Annotated in this window: 16 protein-coding genes; 2 read left to right on the forward strand and 14 right to left on the reverse strand. The window is 65.9% G+C overall.

Translation table 11 applies throughout. From position 1 onward, the window contains the following. The first annotated feature begins 332 nt into the window (after positions 1-332). Positions 333-3,269: a PAS domain S-box protein gene (locus H5T74_12730; GenBank protein MBC7231242.1), complete on the forward strand. Its 2,937-nt coding sequence runs from the start codon at positions 333-335 to the stop codon at positions 3,267-3,269. A gap of 157 nt (positions 3,270-3,426) precedes the next feature. Here H5T74_12730 and crtI read toward each other — a convergent pair whose 3' ends face one another. The 14 genes from crtI to H5T74_12800 form a co-directional block, all read right to left on the reverse strand. After that, positions 3,427-4,923, reverse strand: coding sequence for a phytoene desaturase (gene crtI, locus H5T74_12735; protein MBC7231243.1), 1,497 nt, complete (start codon positions 4,921-4,923; stop codon positions 3,427-3,429). A gap of 28 nt (positions 4,924-4,951) precedes the next feature. After that, complete coding sequence (locus H5T74_12740; GenBank protein ID MBC7231244.1) at positions 4,952-5,104, reverse strand: hypothetical protein; 153 nt, start codon at positions 5,102-5,104, stop codon at positions 4,952-4,954. Positions 5,105-5,196: 92 nt separating this feature from the next. Beyond that, on the reverse strand, positions 5,197-6,696 hold the full coding sequence (locus H5T74_12745; GenBank protein MBC7231245.1) for an NAD(P)/FAD-dependent oxidoreductase: 1,500 nt from the start codon (positions 6,694-6,696) through the stop codon (positions 5,197-5,199). Between the two features lie 197 nt (positions 6,697-6,893). Next, the gene (locus H5T74_12750) at positions 6,894-7,859 is read right to left on the reverse strand and encodes a 3-keto-5-aminohexanoate cleavage protein (GenBank protein MBC7231246.1); all 966 of its coding nucleotides are present in this window, start codon (positions 7,857-7,859) and stop codon (positions 6,894-6,896) included. Between the two features lie 309 nt (positions 7,860-8,168). Then, a complete protein-coding gene (locus H5T74_12755) occupies positions 8,169-10,814 on the reverse strand; it encodes an NAD(P)-binding protein (protein MBC7231247.1) in 2,646 nt (881 codons plus the stop codon). Positions 10,815-10,836: 22 nt separating this feature from the next. Further along, positions 10,837-11,808, reverse strand: a complete 972-nt coding sequence (locus tag H5T74_12760) for a nitronate monooxygenase (GenBank protein ID MBC7231248.1) — start codon at positions 11,806-11,808, stop codon at positions 10,837-10,839. A gap of 67 nt (positions 11,809-11,875) precedes the next feature. After that, complete coding sequence (locus H5T74_12765; protein ID MBC7231249.1) at positions 11,876-13,414, reverse strand: AMP-binding protein; 1,539 nt, start codon at positions 13,412-13,414, stop codon at positions 11,876-11,878. 53 nt (positions 13,415-13,467) lie between these two features. Beyond that, complete coding sequence (locus tag H5T74_12770; protein ID MBC7231250.1) at positions 13,468-14,244, reverse strand: enoyl-CoA hydratase/isomerase family protein; 777 nt, start codon at positions 14,242-14,244, stop codon at positions 13,468-13,470. A gap of 158 nt (positions 14,245-14,402) precedes the next feature. Continuing rightward, complete coding sequence (locus H5T74_12775; GenBank protein ID MBC7231251.1) at positions 14,403-14,879, reverse strand: Zn-ribbon domain-containing OB-fold protein; 477 nt, start codon at positions 14,877-14,879, stop codon at positions 14,403-14,405. A gap of 5 nt (positions 14,880-14,884) precedes the next feature. Beyond that, positions 14,885-16,075: a thiolase family protein gene (locus H5T74_12780; GenBank protein MBC7231252.1), complete on the reverse strand. Its 1,191-nt coding sequence runs from the start codon at positions 16,073-16,075 to the stop codon at positions 14,885-14,887. Next, the gene (locus tag H5T74_12785) at positions 16,075-17,220 is read right to left on the reverse strand and encodes a thiolase family protein (protein ID MBC7231253.1); all 1,146 of its coding nucleotides are present in this window, start codon (positions 17,218-17,220) and stop codon (positions 16,075-16,077) included. Before H5T74_12785 ends, H5T74_12780 begins: the two co-directional genes overlap by 1 nt. Next, positions 17,221-17,694 (reverse strand): Zn-ribbon domain-containing OB-fold protein, encoded by a 474-nt coding sequence (locus H5T74_12790; GenBank protein ID MBC7231254.1) that lies wholly within the window; start codon positions 17,692-17,694, stop codon positions 17,221-17,223. A 161-nt stretch (positions 17,695-17,855) separates the two neighbouring features. Then, positions 17,856-18,482, reverse strand: a complete 627-nt coding sequence (locus tag H5T74_12795; GenBank protein MBC7231255.1) for a TetR/AcrR family transcriptional regulator — start codon at positions 18,480-18,482, stop codon at positions 17,856-17,858. A gap of 18 nt (positions 18,483-18,500) precedes the next feature. Continuing rightward, positions 18,501-19,655 (reverse strand): acyl-CoA dehydrogenase family protein, encoded by a 1,155-nt coding sequence (locus H5T74_12800; GenBank protein ID MBC7231256.1) that lies wholly within the window; start codon positions 19,653-19,655, stop codon positions 18,501-18,503. A 360-nt stretch (positions 19,656-20,015) separates the two neighbouring features. Between H5T74_12800 and H5T74_12805 the strand changes: the two genes are divergently transcribed. Then, a partial coding sequence (locus H5T74_12805) for a transposase (protein ID MBC7231257.1) occupies positions 20,016-20,787 on the forward strand: 772 nt, incomplete at its 3' end.

The raw sequence follows: 20,787 nt of genomic DNA on the forward strand, positions 1-20,787 counted from the left end.
ACGGAACGTCAACCCTCATCTCATGCGCGGCGGGAGCGGGAGCAGAGGCGTGCTTCCCTCACGCCGGCGCCTCCCCATGGCGCTTAAAGCCCTCGGACACCGGGGCCGCCCGAGCCGGGGAGAGGCCGCTGCGCGTCCGTTTACAGCCCCGTTCGGCAGGACGATAATTATATAGGGGTCAGTATCCGTCACGGGCCGTTAGCGGAGCGGAGACGGAGTTCAGGAAAACGCTGCCTCGCGAATGAGCAGACAAGGGCAGAGTGCTCCATTCCGGCAAGAAGAACGGGCCCGTAAAGCGAAACCCGTCACGAAGAGACAGGGGCTGAGCGACCATGCGGGGGAAAGTAAGGCGCCAGCGAGGAGGCGGGGCGGACGAAGAAGGAGTGCGCCTGCACCCCTGGAGGTGGTTCGCAGCTTACCTCGCCGTGGCGGCGGCGGTCGCCGCGGCCGGCACCCTCTTCGCCCTTTATCTGCGCGCCGACGTGAGGCGCAGCGCCCAGGATGAGCTCTCCGCCGTGGCCGACCTCAAGGTGGGGCAGATCCGTAACTGGCTGGACGAGCGCCTCGGCGACGCCATGGCCGCCGTGGGAAGCCCCTTTTTCGCGCGCGAGGCGGCCCGCTTCCTGGCCGCGCCCGACGACCCAGAGCGGGCGGCGGAGCTGCTCTGCTGGATGCGGTCGCGCATGGAGAGCAACGGATACAGCGCCCTCTTCTTGCTGGACGCGGAGGGCAGGGGAGCCCTGGACCTCAACCCACGCGGGGAACCCCTGGGAGAATACGCCCGCGACCTCGCGCTCTCCTGCATGGCCGGAGGCGAGGTGGGCGTATCGGATCTCCACCGCGGCGAGGGCTACGGCGAGATCCACATGGACCTGGCGGCCCCGCTGCCGGCGGGAGCGGGCGGGGTTTCCGCCGGAGCGCTGCTCATGCGCATCGACCCCCGCGACTTCCTCTATCCCTTCATCCAGTCCTGGCCCACCCCCAGCGACACGGCGGAGACCCTGCTGGTGCGCAGGGAGGAAGACGAGGTGCTCTTCCTCAACGAGCTGCGCCACCGCGAGGAGACGGCTCTGGAGCTGAGGCTCCCCCTGGCCGATGAGGACCTGCCGGCGGCGCGGGCGGCGCGGGGAGAGGAAGGCGTCGCGGAGGGCACGGACTATCGTGGCGTGCGCGTCCTCTCCGCATCTCGCTCCGTGCCCTGCACGGAGTGGTACCTGGTGGCCAAGGAGGACACCTCGGAGATATATTCACCCCTGACCCTCCGCGTAGGCCTGGTGGTCGCCCTGACCTCCCTCCTGGTGCTCGTCCTGGGGGCGGCCATGGGTCTGGCATGGACGCGACGCCGGGTCCGGCTTTTACGGCGCCAGTACGAGCTGGAGGCGGAGCTGCGCGCCTCCGAGGAGATGTACCGGCTACTCTTCCTGCGCACCCCCATCGGCGTTTTCCACTACGGCAGGGACCTGGTGATCACGGACTGCAACGACCGCTTCGTGGAGATACTGAGGTCCTCGCGGGAACGCCTGGTGGGGCTGGACATGAACACCCTGGGAGACAGGAGAGTGCTCCCCGCCATCCGCGCCGCACTCTCCGGGGCCGAAGGGCTGTACGAGGGCCCCTACTCCGCCACCACCAGCGAGGCCCGCATCCACGTGTCCCTGCGCACCACACCGTTGAGAGACTCCGAGGGCACCATCATCGGCGGCGTGGGCATCGTGGAGGACATCACGGAGCGCCGTATCCTGCAGGAGAAGTTGGAGGAGAGGGAGCTCTTCCTGCGCCGCCTCACCGACAACATGCTGGACCTCATCAGCCAGATCGACGTGAACGGCAACTTCGTCTATCTCAGTCCCTCCAACGAGCGGGTGCTCGGCTACAGGCGGGATGAACTCCTCGGCCACAACGTCATGGAGCTGGTTCACCCCGACGACCTGCCGGCGGTCGCGGAAGCGTACGCCAGGTCCAACCGCGAGCTGGTGCCGGGCCAGGTCGAGTTCCGAGCGAAAAAGGCCGACGGCGCCTTCGTGTGGGTGGAATCGGTGGGGAACCCCCTTTTCAACGAGGCGGGAGAGCTCATCGGGGCCATCTTCGTCACCCGCGACATCACCGAGCGCAAACGCGCGGAGGAGCGCCTGGAGAGGCTCAACCGCTGCTTCCTGGAGCTGGGAGCGGATCCCCTGGAGAACATCGCCCGTATCGTGGACGCCGGAAGGGAGATACTGGAAGCGGATGCCATGCACTACACGCGCATGGTAGGAGGGAGGTTCTTCATCTACCGTACGGGGGAGGGAGGCGGCGGGTTCGAGCCCCTGGACGAGGAGCGCCACCGCCTGTGCCGCGAGATGATCGCCGAGGGCCGTGACCAGCCCGTCCTGGTAGAGGACCTCGGCGCCTCCGGGTACGCGGAATCTCTCCCCGGGGAGGAGGGGGGCGGCGCCGTATCCTGGTTCGCTTTTCCCGTGAGGGTCCACGGCGGGACGGTGGGGGCGCTGGGCATGCTGATCGGCGGCGGGCGGGGCATCGGCGGCGAGGCGCGCGATTTCGCTGGGCTGCTGGCCCGGGCCATCGCGGTGGAGGAGGAGCGCCTGGCCCACGAGGAGGAGCTAAGGGATTTCGTGGACATCGCCTCCCACGAGCTGCGCCACCCCATGACGGTGATCAAGGGGTACGCTTCCACCCTCCTCTCCTACTTCGACCGCATGGACGAGAGGGCCAGGCGCGAGGTGTTGGAGGACATCGAGCGAGGCGTGGACCGCCTGGAAAAACTTGTCTACCAGCTCCTGGACACTGCGCGCATCGAGCGCCGCAAGCTGGCGCTGAACTTGAAGGAGTCCGACCTGGTCCCAGTGGTGGAGGAAGTGGTGCGGGAGATGCGCCAGCGCATCCCCTCCGTTCCCATATCTCTGCGCGTCGCGGAGCCTCAGGGCGCGGTGAGGGTCGATGCCGAGCGCATCTCGCAGGTGCTGGTGATCCTCATCGAAAACGCCGTCAACTACTCCCCTCCGGGCGCGTCGGTGGAAGTGGAGGTATCCGGTGACGGTGAGGGAGCCGCGGCGGTGGCGGTGCTCGACCGCGGGTGGGGCGTGCCCGAGGAGGCACGCGAGAGGATCTTCGAGCGCTTCTACCAGGTAGGGGACGCCGCGCACCATTCCTCGGAGGGCATCGGCCTCGGACTGTATATCGCCCGCGAGATCGTGAAAGCCCACGGCGGGCGTATATGGCACGAGCCCCGCGAGGGAGGGGGATCGGTCTTTCGATTTACGCTGCCCTGAGTCGGCGAGGAGCGTACGCGTGCCTGCGCCTGGACCTCGCCGCGTCCGCCTCCTGCTCGCTCCGCCTCCGTCAAGGCGCATGCACCGTCGCGCTTCCCCACCTTCGGCGCGATCGCTTTCGCGATGCGCGACGGGCGCAGATGAAAACGTGCCGGGCCTATCCGTGGCGTGCTACCAGGTCGGCGGCGATGATGCCCGAGCCGATGGTGGTGGGTACGCCTCCACCCGGGTGAGTCGAGGCCCCCGCCAGATACAGCCCTTCCACGCTCTTCGACCTGGAGCGGGGACGGAAGACGATCTGAGCGCAGAGGTCCTGCTGCAGGCCGTAGATGGCCCCGCCGGGCGAGAGCAGGCGCCGCTCGTAATCCAGGGGGGTGATGACCTCCGCCACCTTCACATGTTCCGCCAGGCCTGGCACCGCCCTGCGGGAGAGATAGGACACGGCGTCCTCCAGGAATCGCGGCTTCTCGCGGTCCCAATCGGTGCCGCTCAGCGCGTAAGGCCCCATCATGATCACGTTTACGGCGTGGCATCCCTCCGGCGCCAGCGAGGGGTCCGACCTGGTCGGCCAGCATACCAGCCCGAACTGTTCCCGGGGAAGAAGGCCTTTCTCCAGGCGGTTCCACCAGTAGTCGTTCATCTCCTCGAAGGGAGCGGTGATGATGGTGTGGTGGGCCTCCAGCGGAGGCTCGTAGTCCACCCCCAGGCAGACCATCACCGCGGAGATGGAGGGACGGTAGCTCTTGATGCCGTAGCGCGCCAGGGGATGGAGGTGCTCCTCGTCCACCAGGTCCAGGTAGAGGGTCTTGGCGTTGACGTTGGAGACCACCGCCAGCGCGCTGATCTCGCTGCCGTCGGCCAGCGCCACGCCCTGCACACGGCGGTCGCGCACCAGGACCCGCTTCACCCTTGCGTTGAGACGCAACTCCATGCCGTGCCTCTCGCCGCAGCGGGCTAGGGCCTGGGGGATGGCGACCATGCCGCCGCGCGGGTACCACACCCCCTCGTGCTCGGTGTACCCGAGGATGGAGAACACCCCCGGGGCGAGCTCCGGCGGGAGCCCCACGTACCAGGACTGGAAGGACATGGTCTCCCTCACCCTGCTGCTCTTGAAGAACTTCCCCAGCACCTCCTGGTAAGAACCGGTAAAGAGGTCCCGGTATTTGAGCAGCCCGGGGCTGGCGCGGAAGATCCTCGCCAGGTCCGAGAAGGAGTTGACAGCGCTGGTGAAGAAACCCTTCTGGGTCTCCGCCAGGAAGCCCCCGGTGTAGCGCGCGAAATCCGGGTAATTCCCGCCATCCTCTTCCGAGAGGCGCGAGAGCGCCTCCACCGTCCCCTCCAGGGAAAGGGGTACCGTGACCTTGGCCCCGTCCCTGAGCACGCAGGAATACACGGGGTCGCAGGGGATGAGGTCCACCTCCTCCTGGAAGGTGGTGCCCAGGCGCCTGAAGGCCTCCTCGATGGAGTGGATGACCTCCACGATGGAGGCGCCCACGTCGAAGCGATAGCCCTCCCTCTCGAAGGTGGAACAGCAGCCCCCCACGCGGTCGCTCTGCTCCAACACCAGCACCCTGCGTCCCTCCCGGGCCAGGATGGCCCCCGCCGACAGGCCTCCTCCGCCGGCCCCGATGACGATGACGTCGTAATCAGGCATCTTCGTACCTCCTCGCGCTTCCCGGGAATCAGGCGTAGTAACGGCCCGGCAGGTACGGTACCTGCTTCAGGAGGTGCAGGATGAACCGCCTCCTGGATTCGTCCATGCGGCTGAAGGCGTAAGCGGCCGCCGCCGCGGCTACCGCCAGCACGCCCATGCTCTTTCCGACGCCTTTCTTCATCTCTACCTCCTTCTTCACCGTCCGCCGCCGGGTCCCGGCGGGCATGCACGTAAGCCGCCTCCCCTCTCCCCGCCTCGCCGCGACCGCCACCCTCAACCCTCACAGCGTTCGACGAGCCCGGCAGCGATGATCCCCGAGGCCACCACCGACGGCAGCCCGCCCCCCGGATGGGTGGATGCCCCCGCGAGGTACAGCCCCTTTATGTACCTGGACCTGGCCGCCGGCCTGAACACCGCCGAGGAGGGGAGGTCCATGTCCAGCCCCAAGATGGCGCCCTCGGGGGTGAGCAGCCAGCGCTCGTAGTCCCTGGGGGTCAGCACGTCCATCACCTCCACGTGGTCAGCGAGCCCCGGGATGGCCCTCTCGCTGAGCATCCGGAGCTGCCTCTCCCCGTAGGCCTCCTTGTCCCGGTCCCAGTCCAGCTCCCTCAGGTGATAGGGTCCGGAGAGGACGATATTGAGCACGTGGCGACCCTCGGGAGCCATGGAGGGGTCGGAAAAGGTGGGAAAGCATACCAGGCAGTACGGCTCCTTCGGCAGCATGCCCTTCTTCATATCCCCGAACCAGTAGCGGTTGGACTCCTCCATGGAGACGGTGACGATGTTGTGGTGGGCCTCCAGGGGCGGCCGGTAGCTGAGCCCCACGTTGATCATGGGGGCGGAGGCGGAAAGCCGGTAGCTCCTGATGCCGTACCTCGCCAGCCATGGCAAGTGCTCCTCGCCGATCTTCTCCAGGTAGAGGGTTTTTGCGTTGATGTCGGAGACCACCACCGGCGCGGTCACCTCCGTCCCGTCCGCCAGGGTCACTCCCTGTACGCGGCGGTCACGCACCATCACCTTCTCCACCCGCTGCCTCAGGCGAACCTCCATGCCGTATCTCTCCCCGCAGCGCCGCAGGGCCTCGGGGAGGGCGATCATGCCTCCCCGGGGGAAGAAGACCCCCTCGTGCTCGGCGTAGGAGAGGAAGGCGAAGATACCCGGCGCAAGGGCGGGGGGCTGCCCGCAGAACTTCCCGGGATAGGAGAGCGAGTCCAGGACCCGCTCGTCCTTGAAATAACCCCGCATGACCTCCTCTAAGGAGCGGTTGAAGAGGGGGAGGAACCTGAGCAGGTGGGGGTCCTTCATCATCACCCTGGCCATGTCCGCCATGCCGTTCATGGGGCTGAGGAAGAACCCCTCCACGGCAGTGCGCATGAAATCTCCCACGTAGCGCGCATATTCCAGCCATGCCCCGGCGTCCGCGGGAGATATGCGGGAGATCACCTCCGCCTTGGCCTCGATGGAGGCGGGATAGGCGAGGCGCGATCCGTCCTGGAAGATGATGCCATATACCGGGTCGCAGGGCTCCAGCTCCACCTCCTCCCCCAGGCGCGTCCCCAGCCTCTCGAAGGCGATCTCGAAGGGGCGCAGGATCTCCAGGATGGTGGCGCCCACGTCGAAACGGAAGCCCCCGCGCTCATAGGTGGAGCAGCATCCGCCGATGTTCGCGCCCTGCTCCAGCACCAGCGTCCGGCGGCCCTGCCTCGCCAGCAGCGCTCCCGCGGTGAGGCCCCCGAGCCCCGCCCCGATGACCACGACGTCGTAATCCGGCATCTTTCGACCTCCCCCCTTACAGGTCAGCTCTCTCTTCCCCCATCCTATATATCCCGGCAGCCTCACGCGCCCGCCGGACCCCGACCCCTCTTTCGCGCGGCGCTCCGGCCTTGCCCCATTCCTGAACCGCGAGCGGGGTTCCCGCGGCGGCGCTCCCCGTCCGGCGGCCCGCTGTCCCGGCCCGGGAGACTCGCCCCTCAGTAGCTGCTGGGCTCCTGGGAGATCCCCAGCATCTCCCGCGCCTGCTGCGGGGTGGCCACCTCGCGGTTGAGCTCGTGCGCTATGCGCACCATCCTCGCCACCAGCTCGGCGTTGCTCTTCACCTTCTTGCCGCGGGAATAGTAGAGGTTGTCCTCCATGCCCACACGCACGTGCCCTCCCAGGAGCACCGACATCACGGTCATGGGGAGTTGGAAGGGCCCCACCCCGATGGCGAAGAAGATGGACTGCGGGGGCAGCTCGTCTATGAGAGAGAGCAGGTTCTTAGGGGTGGGGAAGGAAGAGGTCTGGAAGCCCATGACGAACTGGATGTCATAGGGCGGGTCGATGAGCCCCTGCGCTATGAGGTCCTGCACCACCCAGTACATGCCCGGGTGGTAGAGCTCCATCTCCGGTTTGATGCCCTTCTCCTTCATGGTCTTGGCGTAAAGGCTTATGTCGGCGTAGGAGTTGGGGATGCAGCGGTCATAGACCATGGCCGGGCGGGGGCTGGGGATGGGTTCCGCCCTCTCGCGCAGGGGGACCTTGAGCACGAAGGGCCCCAGGTTGAGCGAGCACAGCTCGGGGTTGGCGTAGATGCTCGCCATGCGCTGCTCGGTGGTCAGCTCGGGGCCTCCCCCCGTGGTGTTGTTGATGATGATGTCCGGGCACCTGTCGCGGATCATGGCGTTGATGCGCAGGTAGTCCTCGGGGTTGCTGGAGGTCATCCACCACACCTCGGGATTGCGAGCGTGCACGTGCACGATGCTCGCGCCCGCCTTGTAGGCCTCGTAGGTCTGCTCCGCCTGTTCCTCCGGCGTCTCGGGAAGGTTCTCGTTGGCCTCCTTCCCCTCCACTCCCCCCGTGATGGCCACGGAGATGATGAGCGGCGGCAGACCCTTCCTGGTCCGGCTCATCCACTGGTAGGGGTCGCGGTAGTCCCACATGTAGTCATCGGGGTTCATCGCCTGCCTCCTTTTTCTTTATTCCCTAAACCCTGCCGTGCACCTGACTCGCATGAACACGTGCCAGGCCTGGACCTCCCTGCGCTCGCCTCCGGCTCGCTCCGCCTCCGTCCAGGCACAGGCACCGTTGCGCCTCCCTTCGGTCGGCGCAATCGCTTTCGCGATGCGCGGCGTGCGCAGATGAACACGTGCCAGGCCTGGACCTCCCTGCGCTCGCCTCCGGCTCGCTCCGCCTCCGTCCAGGCACAGGCACCGTTGCGCCTCCCTTCGGTCGGCGCAATCGCTTTCGCGATGCATTCTTTCGGAAGGTCATACTTTTATACGGAGGTTGGTGAGGGGGAAGCTCATGCAGGGGTGGATGAAGCCCGCCTTCTCGTCCACCCAGCGCTTGAGCACCCGCCCCGGTACGAACACCTCGCCCTCCAGCAACCGGGTGCGGCAGACGGTGCACTCCCCGGAGCGGCAGATGGCCTCCACCACGATACCCGCCCTTTCCAGGGAGTTCATGAGCGGCTCGCCGCACCGCGCCTGCAGGGTCTTGCCGGTGCGCTCCTCCACCACCTCGAAGACCGCGTCCGGGTCCGCACCCGGCCATCCTGGCTCGGTGGTGATGTCCTGGGGCGGCCCGTAAGCCTCGCGGCGTATCCTCCTCCTGGGCACGCCCAGGGAGAGAAGGGCCTCCTCGCAGAGAACGTACATCTGGGCGGGCCCGCAGAGGTAGAAGGTCTTGCCCTGCACCTCCCCCACCAGGGAGGAGATCATCTGCGCGTCCAGTAGACCGCACAGACCCGACCAGCCCTGCGGCGGCTCCGAGATCACGTAGTCCACCTTGAGCCCGGGGACCTTTTTCTCCAGCTCCTTCATCTCCTCCCCGAAGATGATGTCGCCGGGGTCCTTGCTGCCGTAGATGAGGTGCATCTTGAGGTCCGAACTCTTCTCAGCCGCCTCGCGGATGATGGAGGCGAAGGGGGTTATGCCGGAACCCCCCGCCAGAAAGACCAGGTCGTCGGTGTCCATGGCGGGCTCATGGAAGAAGCTCCCAAACGGCCCCGTGGACTCGAAACGGTCCCCCGGCTTCACTTCGTCCAGCAGGTATTCGGACACGAAGCCTCCCCGGGTGCGCCGCACGGTGATGTCCCAGTAATCCCTGCCCGGGGGCGAGGATATGGAATAGGGGCGGGAGGTGAGCACCCCGCCCACCCGGCAGAAGAGGTTCACGTACTGGCCGGCCCGGAACCACGGCAGCTCCCCCTCCGCGGCCTTCATGCGCAGGGTCTTTGATGTGGGGGTCTCCTCGATCACCTCCGCCACCTCGAGCTGCACCCGGTCGGGATGCAGTCCGGCCAGGGCCCGCTCCAGGCGCACTGCGGGGCTGTCGGGGAGCTCCTTTCCCTCTACCTGTTTCTCCATCTCTTTGCGGAGTCTTTCCAGGGTCTCCGGCTTGGGTCCCCCCGCCTCCATGTCCTCCAGCACCTTGCGGGAGGTGAGGAAGCCGGAGTAGAGCGAGGGTTCGTAACCGCCCCCGATGTTCACCCATGCCCCCGAGAAATAGAGGCCCTCCACGGGACCTTGGGCGGGCATGCGCACCAGCCCGGTCCCGGCGAAGGTCTCGTCGAAACCGATGATGCTGCCGCCCACGTTGCGCGAGTACCTGATGTTGGTCAGGGGGGTGGCCACCTCGATGACCTCGATGTGGTCGCGCAGCCCGTGGGCCACCTTCTCCGCAAGGTCCAGCACCCTCTCCGCCGCCTGTTCCTTGGCCTCAGCGTACTGGGAGGGGTGCAGCCTCATCCAGGGCTCGGCGAAGGCGATGTAGGTGCACACCAGGGAGGATGTCCCCGGCGGCGAGAACTCCGGGTCCACGGTGTTGTAAGCGGTCACCGCGATGTCCGAGGGCAGGAGGGTCTCCCCTCTCTTCACCCTCAACCAGTTGCCGTCCACATCGTAACCGTCGCTGTAGAAGGTCTCGTGGTGCCCGAGGCCGAGGTCGCGGTAGTCGCAGTCCACGCCCAGGTAGAGGTTGACCGTGGAGGCCCCTCCGCTCCAAGCCCCCAGGCGCTTGAGATACCATTCCGGCACCTTCTCGCGCCCGATGAGCTCCAGGCAAGCCACGTAGGGGTTGGCGTTGCTCACCACCACGGGACAGAGGATCTCCGTGCCGTCCTGCGCCACCACGCCCCTGACTCTGCCTCCCTCGACCAGGATGCGGCGGGCGCCGTTGCGCAGCCAGACCTCGCCTCCCATGTCCTCGATGGAGTCCATGAAGGCCTGTGAGAGGGCTTGGCTCTTGCCTTTTATGTGCCAGGGGCCGAAGCGCAGGTAGCTCACGGTGCCCAGGGCGTAGGTGAGGAAGGAGAGCGCGGAGGGATTGTTGCAGTAGTACCCGCAGAGGACGTTGAACACCGTGCAGGCGCGCTCGTCCTTGATGAACTCGTCCATGACCTCCTTGAGGCTCTTGCCGAAGTATCTGATGAGGTTGGGGAACTCCTCCTGGTGCTCCATGACCATCTTCATGCCCACGCGGTTGGCGCGCAGCGCCTCTTCGGCGTACTTGAACATCAACTCGGTGAAGTCCCTTATCCCCTCGGCGTCTGCCGGGAAGTACTCCGTGAGAGCGGCGATGAAGTTCTCCTTGCCGATGGGCACCACCACGTCCACGTCGGGAAGCACGCAGCGGTAGAACTCGGGGATGGGCAGGAACTCCACCCGCCTCGCCACGTCCACCTCGTTGAGCAGCCTCCACAGGGGACCGGGGTTCTTCTCGTCCCCCAGCCCCGAGAGCTCGTGCAGGGAGATCTCGAACTCGAAGCGCCCGCGCACGAAGGAGGACGCGTAACCCCCGGGAACGTAATGGCGCTCCAGGACGAGTACCTTCTTCCCCGCCTTGGCCAGGAAGGCCGCTGAGGCCAGGCCGCCCAGGCCGGCCCCGATCACTACGGCATCGCAATCATTCATGTGTGATCCCTCCCCTTCTCTCTCAGGACGACAGGAGGCGGGCCAACCTGCCCGCGGCCTCCTCTGCCTGCGCGACCATATTCTGTATCGCTTCCTTCACCGTCACGATGTCGTGGAGCACTCCCACGCTCTGGCTGCAGGCCAGCACGCCCAGGTCCACCTCGCCCCTCTCCAGCATGCCGCGGGTGTTGGACCCGGCCACGATGGCCAGGATTTCCTGAAAATCGGCGCCCTCCCTCTCCAGCTCCGCCGCCCTCTCCGCCGCCCGGTTTCTCAGCACGCGGATGGTGTTGTGCACCGACCCCAGCAGGGGCACGGTGTCCTCCTCCCCCGCCGCGAGCAGGCTCTCCTTCACCGCCGCGCTCATGGGGCACTCCCGCGTGAGCAGGAGCCTGGTGCCGATGAGCACCCCCTCGGCCCCCAGGCTCAAGGCGGCCAGCATCCCCCGTCCGTCCACGATGCCCCCCGCGGCGATGACCGGTATGTCCAGGACGTCCACCGCTCGCGGGACCAGGGAGAGGGTGGCCACGGGCCCGATATGCCCCCCGCCCTCGTAGCCGAAGAGGGTGACGGCGTCCACCCCCGCCTTCTGAGCGCTCAGGGCGTGGCGCACGCTCACGCACTTATGCATGAGCCTGAGGCCTCCCTCCCTGAGCATGGCCACCAGGTCCTCCGGGGGACGGTTGCCGCTGAACTCCACCGCCGTCACCCCTCCCTCCTCCAGGATCACCTCGGCGTAGAGCCGGTTGTCGATGGGGCGCAGGGCGGGGAAGAGGTTGAGGTTCACGGCGAAGGGCCTGTCGGTGAGCCCCTTGAGGCGGCGCAAGGCGGCGCGAAACTCCTCCTGGGTGGGGAACATGGCCGAGGACATGATCCCCAGCGCCCCCGCCTCGCAGACCGCGGCGGTGAACTCCGGCCCCGTGATCCACTGCATGCACCCGCCGATCACCGGGTACTCGATCCCGAAAAGCTCGGTTATGCGCGTCCTGAACATCCCGCCTCCGTGAACGCCATGTCCTCCTCCTTATCCGTCTCGTCCGACCGCAGCCCGGTCCGACACATCATGCCGGAAACTCCTCCTTGAGCACGTGCTTGAGTACCTTCCCGCTGGGATTCCTCGGCAATACGGGGACGAAATACACCACCTTCGGCCGCTTGAAGCCGGGTAGCGCTTCGCGGCAGAAGGCGAGGATCTCTTCCTCCGTCGCCTCCTCCCCCGGCTTGAGCACCACGGCGGCGTGGATCTTCTCCCCCCACTGCGGGTCCGGCAGGCCGAACACCGCCGCCTCGGCCACCTTGGGGTGCCCGAGCAAGGCGTCCTCCACCTCCTTGGCGAAGACGTTCTCGCCCCCCGTCTTGATCATGTCCTTGAGGCGGTCCACGAAATAGAGGAAGCCTTCCTCGTCCCTGCGCACGATGTCCCCGGTGTGCAGCCAGCCGTCGCGGAAGGTCTTCTCCGTCTCGTCCTCCCGCTTGTAGTAGCCCTTGATGACCGCGGGGCCCTTGAGCAGCAGCTCGCCTATCTCCCCCGGCGGGACCTCCTCGCCCGCCTCGTTCACGATGCGGTAGTCCAGCAGGGGGTTGACCACGCCGATGGAATCCGGCTTGCGGAAGGCGTTGTCGGGATAGAGCACGGTGGCGTTGCCTCCGCTGGACTCCGTCAGCCCGTAGGTGTAGTAGAGGCGCGCGCTGGGCATGTGCTGGAGGACCGCCTTCTTCAGCTCGTCCGGGAAGGTCGCCGCGGCGGTTGCGAAGACCCGCACCGAGGAGGCGTCGTAGGCCATGGCCTCGGGCACGCTCATGATCCACCCGAAGAGGAAGGGGGGCACCACGATGGACAGGGTGACCTTTTCCTCCTGGATGGCTCGCATGTAGGCGACGGGGTCGAAGCGGTGCTGCAGCACCACCGTGGCTCCCGCCGCCAGCAGGGGGTGCAGGCAGTTGTTCTGGATGACGTGGAAGAGGGGGAGGACCTGGATGCCCACGTCGTCGGGGCGTATCCCCAGGGCGCTGATGGTGGTGTAGATGGCGCAGAGGGCGTTGAGGTGGGAACACATGGCCAGCTTGGAGACCCCGGTGGTCCCTCCCGTGCAGAGGAAGCAATATATGTCTTCGGGGAGCACCTCCACCCCCGGCTCGTCCTCGCCCCCGCCCCGGAGGAGATCCTCGTAGTCGAGGGTGTCCCGGGGGAGTTCTCCGCCTATCTGCACGTAATGCCCGACCTTCTTCAACTGCGGCCTCATCCCCTCCACCGCCGCCGCGAAATCTGGGTGGTAGAAGAGGATCTTCGCGTCGGAGAGGTCGAGGAGGTACTGGATGTCGGGCGGCGAGAGCCTGGACATGACCGGGAAGAAGACGATGCCGGCTTTGGCGCAGGCGTAGTTGAGCTCCACCATGGCCGGGACGTTCTCGGTGAGGATCGCCGCCTTGTCGCCCTTGCCCAGCCCGAGGGACATGAGGGCGCTGGACAGGCGGTTGATGCGGCCGTTGAGCTCCCTCCAGGTCCACCTCCTGTCCTCGAAGACCAGGGCGGTCTTGTCGGGGAACTGGACGGCGTTCCTCGCGGGGATGTTGCCGATGTTCATGTTATCCCCTCCCATCGCCTCGTTGGCCCCGCGCGCCCTGGCGGCCGCGGAAACCCGCTGCCTGTTCCTTATCCCTCCTGCTTGCGCATGCTCTTCTCGAAGAAGCGCTTGACGTCCTCGCGGTGCTCGGGGGCGAGCACCGCGAGAGACTGCACGTGCGCCTCCAGCTCCAGCAGGGTCTTGAGATCCACCTGGTGGCTGGTGTTGAGCATGCGCTTGGTCATGGCCAGGATGTTGGGAGAGCGTCCCGCCATCCTCTCCGCCAGCTTCATGACCTCCCCGGAGATCTCCTCATGGGGGACCACCTTGTTGACCAGCCCCAGCCTGAGCGCCTCCTCCGCCTCCACCACCCTCCCGGTGAGGGCCAGCTCCTTGGCCTGCGCCAGGCCGATGCGGTGGGCCAGGAAATAGGCGGAGCCGAAATCGGGGACGATGGAGAGCTTGACGAAGCTGAGATAGAAGCGGGCGCGCTCGGTGGCGTAGGTGATGTCCGAGGCCATGGCCAGCCCGAACCCTCCCCCCACTGCCCAGCCGTCCACCTCGGTGATGACCGGCCTGGGTCCCTCGTGCAGCTCGTAGATGAGGCTGCCCATGTCGCGCATGCTGTCGCGCATGAAGACGGGGTCCATCTTGTCCCCCATGATGGTGAGGTCGGCGCCCACGGAGAAGTTGCCTCCCTCCCCCCGGATGACGATGACCCGCACCTCCTCGTCGTCGAGGATCCCGCGCATCTTCTCCAGCATGGGATACAGGAGGCTCGTGCCCATGGCGTTCATCATGGGGCCGTTCATGGTGCAGCGCGCCACGCCGCCCTTCTTCTCCACTATGAAGGTCTCCTCTTCCATGTCATCTCCTCCCGCAGGCCTCGGTACCATGCGCCATTATCACGGCCCTTACGGCTTCCCGCGCCGGCCAGCGCCCCGGCCGCCGGCCTCGTGTCCCGCGGCGGCCCGGCATGGGGTCAAACACACCCCCGCCGTGCCGGCGCCGGCGCTCCGCGACCTCAAGGCCTTTCCAGCAACTGGAAATACCTGATGTCCAGCATGCTTCCCGTTCGTTCCTCCTCGAAGACCGCCTTCACCCGCGCCCCCACCCTTATCTTGGCGGGGTCGGTCTCGTCCAGGAAATGCAGGAGATAGGTGTCCGCGCCGTCCAGCTTGATCGCCGCGTAGCCGTAGGGCACCGGCTTCTGTTTCCCGGTGGCGGGGTCCACGAAGCCGAAGCTGACCACGGTATAGGTGATGATCCCTCCCTCGTCGGACACCGGCACCAGCTCGGTGAGCTCCACGAAACAGGGCCCGCAGACGCGGCGGGGAGGCATGTAGACCTTGCCGCACCGGGGACACCTGATGCCCACGAACCGCTTGTTGTCCCTGAGCTCGGTGAGGAACTTCGAGCCGTATATCCCCGCCGACCAGCGGAAGGGCTGCTCGGCCTCGCCGCTCTCCACGGTGATGAGTTGCTTCTTCTCCTCGTTCATGCCCGTCACCCCCTGACCTTCTCCGGCTTTTCCGCCCCGAACAGCAGGATGTCCGACCAGAAGCAGCCGCCGAACCCCGTGGCCAGGGCCACCTTCACCTCGGGCACCTGGCGGTCTCCCGCTCGACCCTGGATCTGCCAGGCACACTCCGCCACCCGGATGAGCCCGGTGGCACCGATGGCGTTGGAGCACAAAGGGCCACCCGAGGGGTTCACGGGGCACTTGCCCCCCATGTCGGTGGCGCCGGAGCGCACCAGGGCCGGCCCCTCACCCCGCCCGCAGAAGCCCAGCGCTTCCATATAACGCAGGCCGGCGAAGGAATAGGGCAGGTACAGCTCGGCCACGTCGATCTGCTCCAGGGGGTCGGTGATGCCCACCTTGTCGTAGAGCTCCCTGGCAGACCATTCCATGGCCGGGAACCACCAGCCGTTCTCTATGGCCTGGTTTACGTAGGGATCGCTGGTATAGGCCCAGAGATGGCGGTCGGCGACGCCAAGGACCCAGGCGGGTTTCTGGGGCGAGTCTTCTGCCGCGTTCTCGGAGGCGAAGACCACCGCGCAGGCACCGTCGGTGCGTGGACACATGTCGCCCATCTTCACCGGCCAGGAGAGGTAGGGCGACTTCAAGACGTCGTCGATGGTGAGGTTGATATGCAGGTGGGCATAGGGGTTGTTGAGGGCATGCGTGCGGTCGCGCACCGCCACGTAGGCGGCGTCCTCCTCTGTGGCACCGGTGAGATGCATGTACTGCGTGGCCTCCAGGGCCAGGCCCGCCACCGCGCCCGCGAAGATGGGCCGGTCCCAGAAGGGGTCGAAGGCGGTGATGATGGCGCCAGTGGTGTCGGATTCCGAGTTCTTCTCCCAGCCGATGGCCAGCACGCGGTCGAAGAGCCCCGAGGCCACGTGGTAGTACGCCGCCATGGCCACGGTGCTGCCGGTGGTGCCGCCGGTGGTGAGCTTCATGATCGGCTTCATGAGCGCTCCGCTCCCGTCCACCGACCAGGTGTCCACGTAGTTGATGCCCTCGAAGTGGTCCATGTTGCCTATGACCACGGCGTCGATGTCCCTGCGGGTCATGCCCGCGTCGTCCAGGGCCATGCGCACCGCCTCGTTGATGAGCTCCTGCCCGTTGACGTCGGGGCGCGAGGAGCGCTGCTTGGTCATGCCCACTCCGACTACCGCCACTCTCTTTCCCATCACTTCTCACCCCCCAGGACCCAAACGCAGTGCGACTGCCCGCAGGGGCCGTTGATGCCGTGGGCCACCGCGGTCCTCACCCCGTCCACCTGGCGCTCGCCGGCGTCGCCGCGGACCTGCAGCACGCACTCGATGACGCGGTTGAGGCCCGCCACCAGCACCGGGTTGCCGGAGAGGCACCCGCCGGAGACGTTCACCGGCAGGCGACCGCCGGGCGCGGTGTCCCCGGAGGCGGTGAGCTTCCCGCCCTCGCCCCGCGCGCAGAACCCCAGTCCCTCCAGCCACATGAGCTCCATGTAGGTGAAGGCATCGTAGAGCTCCACCAGGTCCACCTCCCGGGCGGGATCGCCGATGCCCGCCATGGCGTAGGCCTTCCTCGCCGCCTCCTCCAGGGCGCGCACGTCGGAGAGGTCGCGGTCTCCCAGGTGGTAGGCGTCGCTGCAGTAGGCCACCCCTTTGACCCATACAGGCTTCGCGGCGAGCTTCTTCGCCCTCTCCTCCGAGGCGAGGATGACGGCGGAAGCACCGTCGGAGACGGGGCAGCAGTCCAGCAGCTTGATGGGGTCGGCGATATAGGGCGAGGCCAAAACCTGCTCCACCGTCAGCTCCAGGGGGAGCTGGGCCACGGGGTTGGCGAAGGCGTTGCGGTGGTTCTTCACCGAGACCAACGCGCACTGCTCCTCGGTAATGCCATATTTTTCCATATAAGCCCGGGCTTGCAGGGCCGACGAGCTCACCGCCTCGATGCCCAGGAAGCGCTCGTATAAGGGGTCGAACATGGCGTTGGTGATCAGCGGCATCTGGCTCTCCGAGCCCTTGTGGTGTACGCAGACCAGGGTGGTCCCGAAGCTGCCGGAGAGGATGCGCATGAGCCCGTAGGCGGCCCCGAAGGTGCCGTCCCCCTCCACGGTGGAGACGTTCTTGTCGAAGGAGCCGCAGGCATCCTGGACGGCCATGGAGGAGATGGTGCGCCCGTCGAAGAAATCGTTGGACACCGTGATGACGTTGTCCACCTCGGCTATCTCCATGCCCGCGTCGTCCAGGGCTTTGCGCGTCGCCTCGTAAACCAGGTCGGCGTATCCGTCCGCCTTCCGCTCGCGGCGCATCTCCGTCATCCCCACGCCCACGATGGCCACGGGTTCCATTCAGCTCACCCCCTTCGTGGGACGGAAATACCTCACGTCGAGGATCCTGCCCTCCCTCTCGTCCGCGAACACCGCCTCCACGCGCATGCCCGTCGCCAGTCCGCCTTCCTCGAACTCGTAGAGGAGGTGCAGGAAGCCCGTATCGGCCCCGTCGAGCCTGATCACCCCGTAGCCGTAGGGCAGAGGCAGGGGAGCGAGCTGGGGGTGCTGCCTCCGCACCACGGTGTAGGTCTCCAGGGTCCCCGCCGATCCCAGCTCCACCCATTCCGAGCACTCGGCGAAGCAGTCCGGGCAGTTGCGGCGCGGTATATGATAGACCTTGCCGCAGGCCCCGCATTTCGTGCCCAGGAACTTCCTCTCGTCGCGCAGGGACTCGAAGTAACGCGTCCCCACCTCGCCCGCGAACCAGCGGTAGGGCACCTTGATGCGCCCCTCCATCACCACCAGTTCCTGATCCTCGCGCCAGTCTCCCATCTCCACGCTCCTTCCTTTCCCCAAGAAGCCGTTTTCATCATCCCGGGGGCCTGCCGGATTCTCCCAGTCGGGGTCAGTTCTCCGTTTTCCTGCCCTCGCGGACCTCAGCGCCCCGCCGCTACCGTGTCCCGCGAGGCCGGCGTCAGCGGCGACACCTCGCCCTAGGCGGTCGCGGGCTCGCGTTTTCTCGCCGCCCGCACCGGCTTGCGGCTCGCCCGTTCCTTGAGGCAGCCCTTCATGACGAGGTCGAAGAACATGCCGGCGATCTCCTCGGCGCTGAACTTTCCCTCCGGGCTGTACCAGTCGAAGAGCCAGTTGCACATGCCGGAGATGGCCCGCACCACCATGGGCACCTCCATCTCCCGGAAGAGGCCCGTCTCGATGCCCTCCTGCAGGAGCTGCCGGTAATAGTCCTGGTACTCGCGGCTGAGGGAACGGATGAACCTCCGCTTCTCCTCCGGAAGCTCGCTCTCCTCGGCCAGGTAGACGGTGGTCATGTCGCTGTTGGCGGAGAACATGCTCACATGCCAGGTGAGCAGCTTCTTCAGCTTTTCCTCGATGCCCGCGTCCTCGGCCATGATCTGCTTGGCACCCTCGATGAGCTGTTCCACCGCGGACTCGCAGATGGCGTAGAGGAGGTCGTGCTTGGTCTTGATGTAGTAATAGAGGGCGGGCTTGGTCACGTTGAGCTCGTAGGCGATGTCGTCCATGGTGGTGGCCCGGTAGCCTTTCTCGCGGAAGAGGCGGGCCGACACCGCCAGGATCTCGTCCCATCGCGATCTGTTCATATGATGCCTCCGCTTTCCTCAGTACAGGCCCATGGTGGTGGCGATGATCTCCCGCATGATCTCGTCGGTGCCGCCGCCGATGCGCGCGATGCGCATGTCCCGCCATGCCTTCTGCGCCGGATATTCCATCATGTATCCGTATCCCCCCATGATCTGGAGGGCCTCGTCCGTAACCTGGAAGGCCACGCGGGTGCCGATGAGCTTGGCCATGGAGATCTCCTTCACCGGGTACTCGCCCTTGTCATAACGCCAGGCGGTGATGTAGGCGAGGGACTTGGCGGCCTCCAGCTCGGTGGCTAGATCGGCCACGCGGTGGGCGATGGCCTGGTTCTTGATGATAGGCTTTCCGAACTGCACCCGTTCCCTGGCGTAGTCGATGGCCTGCTGCAGGGTGACCTCGGCGATGGCGATGACCGCCACCGCCACGATGAGCCGCTCTCCCTGCAGCTCCCACATGATGTTGTAGAAGCCCCTGCCTTCCTCCCCCAGGAGGGCGCCCTCGGGGATGACCATGTCCTCGAAGAAGATCTCCGCCGTGTCGCTGGACCACTGTCCCACCTTGTCCAGCTTGCGGGAGACCACGTATCCCGGGGTATCCGCGTCCACCAGGAAGATGCTCATGCCCTTGTAGCCCTTCTTCTCCCGGTCGGTGCGGGCAAGCAGGGTCATGAAGTCGGCGCGGTAGCCGTTGGTGATGAAGATCTTGTTGCCGTTGACCCTCCATCCGCCGTCGATCCTCTCGGCGAAGGTCTTGACGTTGGAGACGTCCGAGCCCGCCTCCGGCTCGGTGATGCCCAGGCAGGCGATCTTCTCGCCCTTTATGGCGGGCACGAGGTATCTCTGCTTCTGCTCCTCGGTGCCGAAGGCGAGGATGGGGGGCGTGGCCATGCCGATCTGCACCGCCACCCCCGTGTTAACCCCGAAGGACCCGCACTTGGCCAGCTCCTCCATGAGCACCACGTTGGTGAAATAGTCGCCGCCGCCGCCGCCGTACTCCTCGGGAAAATGCAGGCCTAGGTACCCCAGCTCCCCCAGGCGCTGGAAGACCCAGTTGGGGAAGAATCTCTCCTCCTCCCAGGCGTCCGCGTTGGGGACGAGCTCCTTGTTCACGAAATCGCGCACGCTCTGGCGCAGCATCTCGTGTTCGGCGGTGAAGAACAGGTTCTCGGCCATGGTCCCTTCCTCCTTCGGGCTCAATGCAAGATACGACTCAAGTCTCACCGTGCTTCCAGCGGAGCAAGGTATGCGCGTGGCTGCGGCAGGCATTCCTCCGTGTCCCGGACCGGCGGCGGACGTACAACCCTCTGCCACCGTGTTTACTTAACGTTCAGTAAGTAACCTTATGCTACGACGGTTTTGCGCCCCTGTCAACCCTCCCCCGCTCTTTTTCCGCCCTGCCCCGGCCATTCGTCGCCCTGCCCCGGCCGCATTTTTTCCGCCTCTCTCCGCGCGAGGGACAAGGAACGGTTTTCATGTCTTGCCGTCGCGGCTATTTCGCCTCTCCCGGCGTGCGGGGGGCGGGGGAGATGTCCCATGTCCGGGGCTGACCCCATGTCTGGTCTGCCTAGGTTCAGAAACATGGTGGACACCCCCTATACTTGCTTTGTAGTAAAAAAAGCAGAGCAAGGAGGTGTCCAAATGAAGGGTTCACTTGGAACCACTACAAGTATCTACCACACCAGGCTTCCGGGCAGGCGAAGACTTGAGAGAATGGCCAAAATGGTGGATCTATCGAAAGAGGCCAGGGTAAGGCTTACCTGGATCGGGCATTACAAGAAGTACGGAAACGCAAGCGTCACCGCAAGAAGATTCGGAATATCAAGGAGTACCTTGTACAAGTGGGTAAAGAGGTATATCGAAAGGGGCCCCATGGGCTTGGAGAGCCTCTCCCGGGCGCCCAAAAGGAAAAGGGCTTCCACCGTCCCCTGGCATCAGGTGGAGCTCATCGTGGCCATAAGAAAGGAGCATCCCTGCTGGAGCAAGCACAAGATAGCAGTTATCCTGGCGAGGGATCACGGGATAACCCTCTCCTCTTCCACTGTGGGAAGGATCTTGAAGAGAAAGGGGCTCTACAACCAGAGGATCTCGCGCAAGAAGGCAAAGGCCGCCAAGCGACGCATACGGCGCTTAAGAGCGGAGAAATGGACGGGTAAAGCCTTTCCCGGCTTCCTCGTCCAGATAGACACCAAGCACTTGAGGTTCGGGGGGAAGAAGTTCTATCAGTTAACGGCCATAGACTGTTTTTCCCGCATCTCCTTCTGCCGCGTCTACTCCTCTGCCGGTTCTGCCTGTGCCCGGGCCTTCC

The organism is Actinomycetota bacterium (assembly GCA_014360645.1).
Taxonomy (GTDB): domain Bacteria; phylum Actinomycetota; class Geothermincolia; order Geothermincolales; family RBG-13-55-18; genus Solincola_B.

Coding starts and splice junctions, on each gene's coding strand:
- H5T74_12800 (MBC7231256.1), bottom strand. CDS start 19,655: ATGGCCGAGAACCTGTTCTTCACCGCCGAACACGAGATGCTGCGCCAG.
- H5T74_12795 (MBC7231255.1), bottom strand. CDS start 18,482: ATGAACAGATCGCGATGGGACGAGATCCTGGCGGTGTCGGCCCGCCTC.
- H5T74_12760 (MBC7231248.1), bottom strand. CDS start 11,808: ATGTTCAGGACGCGCATAACCGAGCTTTTCGGGATCGAGTACCCGGTG.
- H5T74_12765 (MBC7231249.1), bottom strand. CDS start 13,414: ATGGGAGGGGATAACATGAACATCGGCAACATCCCCGCGAGGAACGCC.
- H5T74_12790 (MBC7231254.1), bottom strand. CDS start 17,694: ATGGGAGACTGGCGCGAGGATCAGGAACTGGTGGTGATGGAGGGGCGC.
- H5T74_12740 (MBC7231244.1), bottom strand. CDS start 5,104: ATGAAGAAAGGCGTCGGAAAGAGCATGGGCGTGCTGGCGGTAGCCGCG.
- H5T74_12780 (MBC7231252.1), bottom strand. CDS start 16,075: ATGGGAAAGAGAGTGGCGGTAGTCGGAGTGGGCATGACCAAGCAGCGC.
- H5T74_12785 (MBC7231253.1), bottom strand. CDS start 17,220: ATGGAACCCGTGGCCATCGTGGGCGTGGGGATGACGGAGATGCGCCGC.
- H5T74_12775 (MBC7231251.1), bottom strand. CDS start 14,879: ATGAACGAGGAGAAGAAGCAACTCATCACCGTGGAGAGCGGCGAGGCC.
- H5T74_12770 (MBC7231250.1), bottom strand. CDS start 14,244: ATGGAAGAGGAGACCTTCATAGTGGAGAAGAAGGGCGGCGTGGCGCGC.
- H5T74_12750 (MBC7231246.1), bottom strand. CDS start 7,859: ATGAACCCCGATGACTACATGTGGGACTACCGCGACCCCTACCAGTGG.
- H5T74_12745 (MBC7231245.1), bottom strand. CDS start 6,696: ATGCCGGATTACGACGTCGTGGTCATCGGGGCGGGGCTCGGGGGCCTC.
- H5T74_12730 (MBC7231242.1), top strand. CDS start 333: ATGCGGGGGAAAGTAAGGCGCCAGCGAGGAGGCGGGGCGGACGAAGAA.
- H5T74_12755 (MBC7231247.1), bottom strand. CDS start 10,814: ATGAATGATTGCGATGCCGTAGTGATCGGGGCCGGCCTGGGCGGCCTG.
- crtI (MBC7231243.1), bottom strand. CDS start 4,923: ATGCCTGATTACGACGTCATCGTCATCGGGGCCGGCGGAGGAGGCCTG.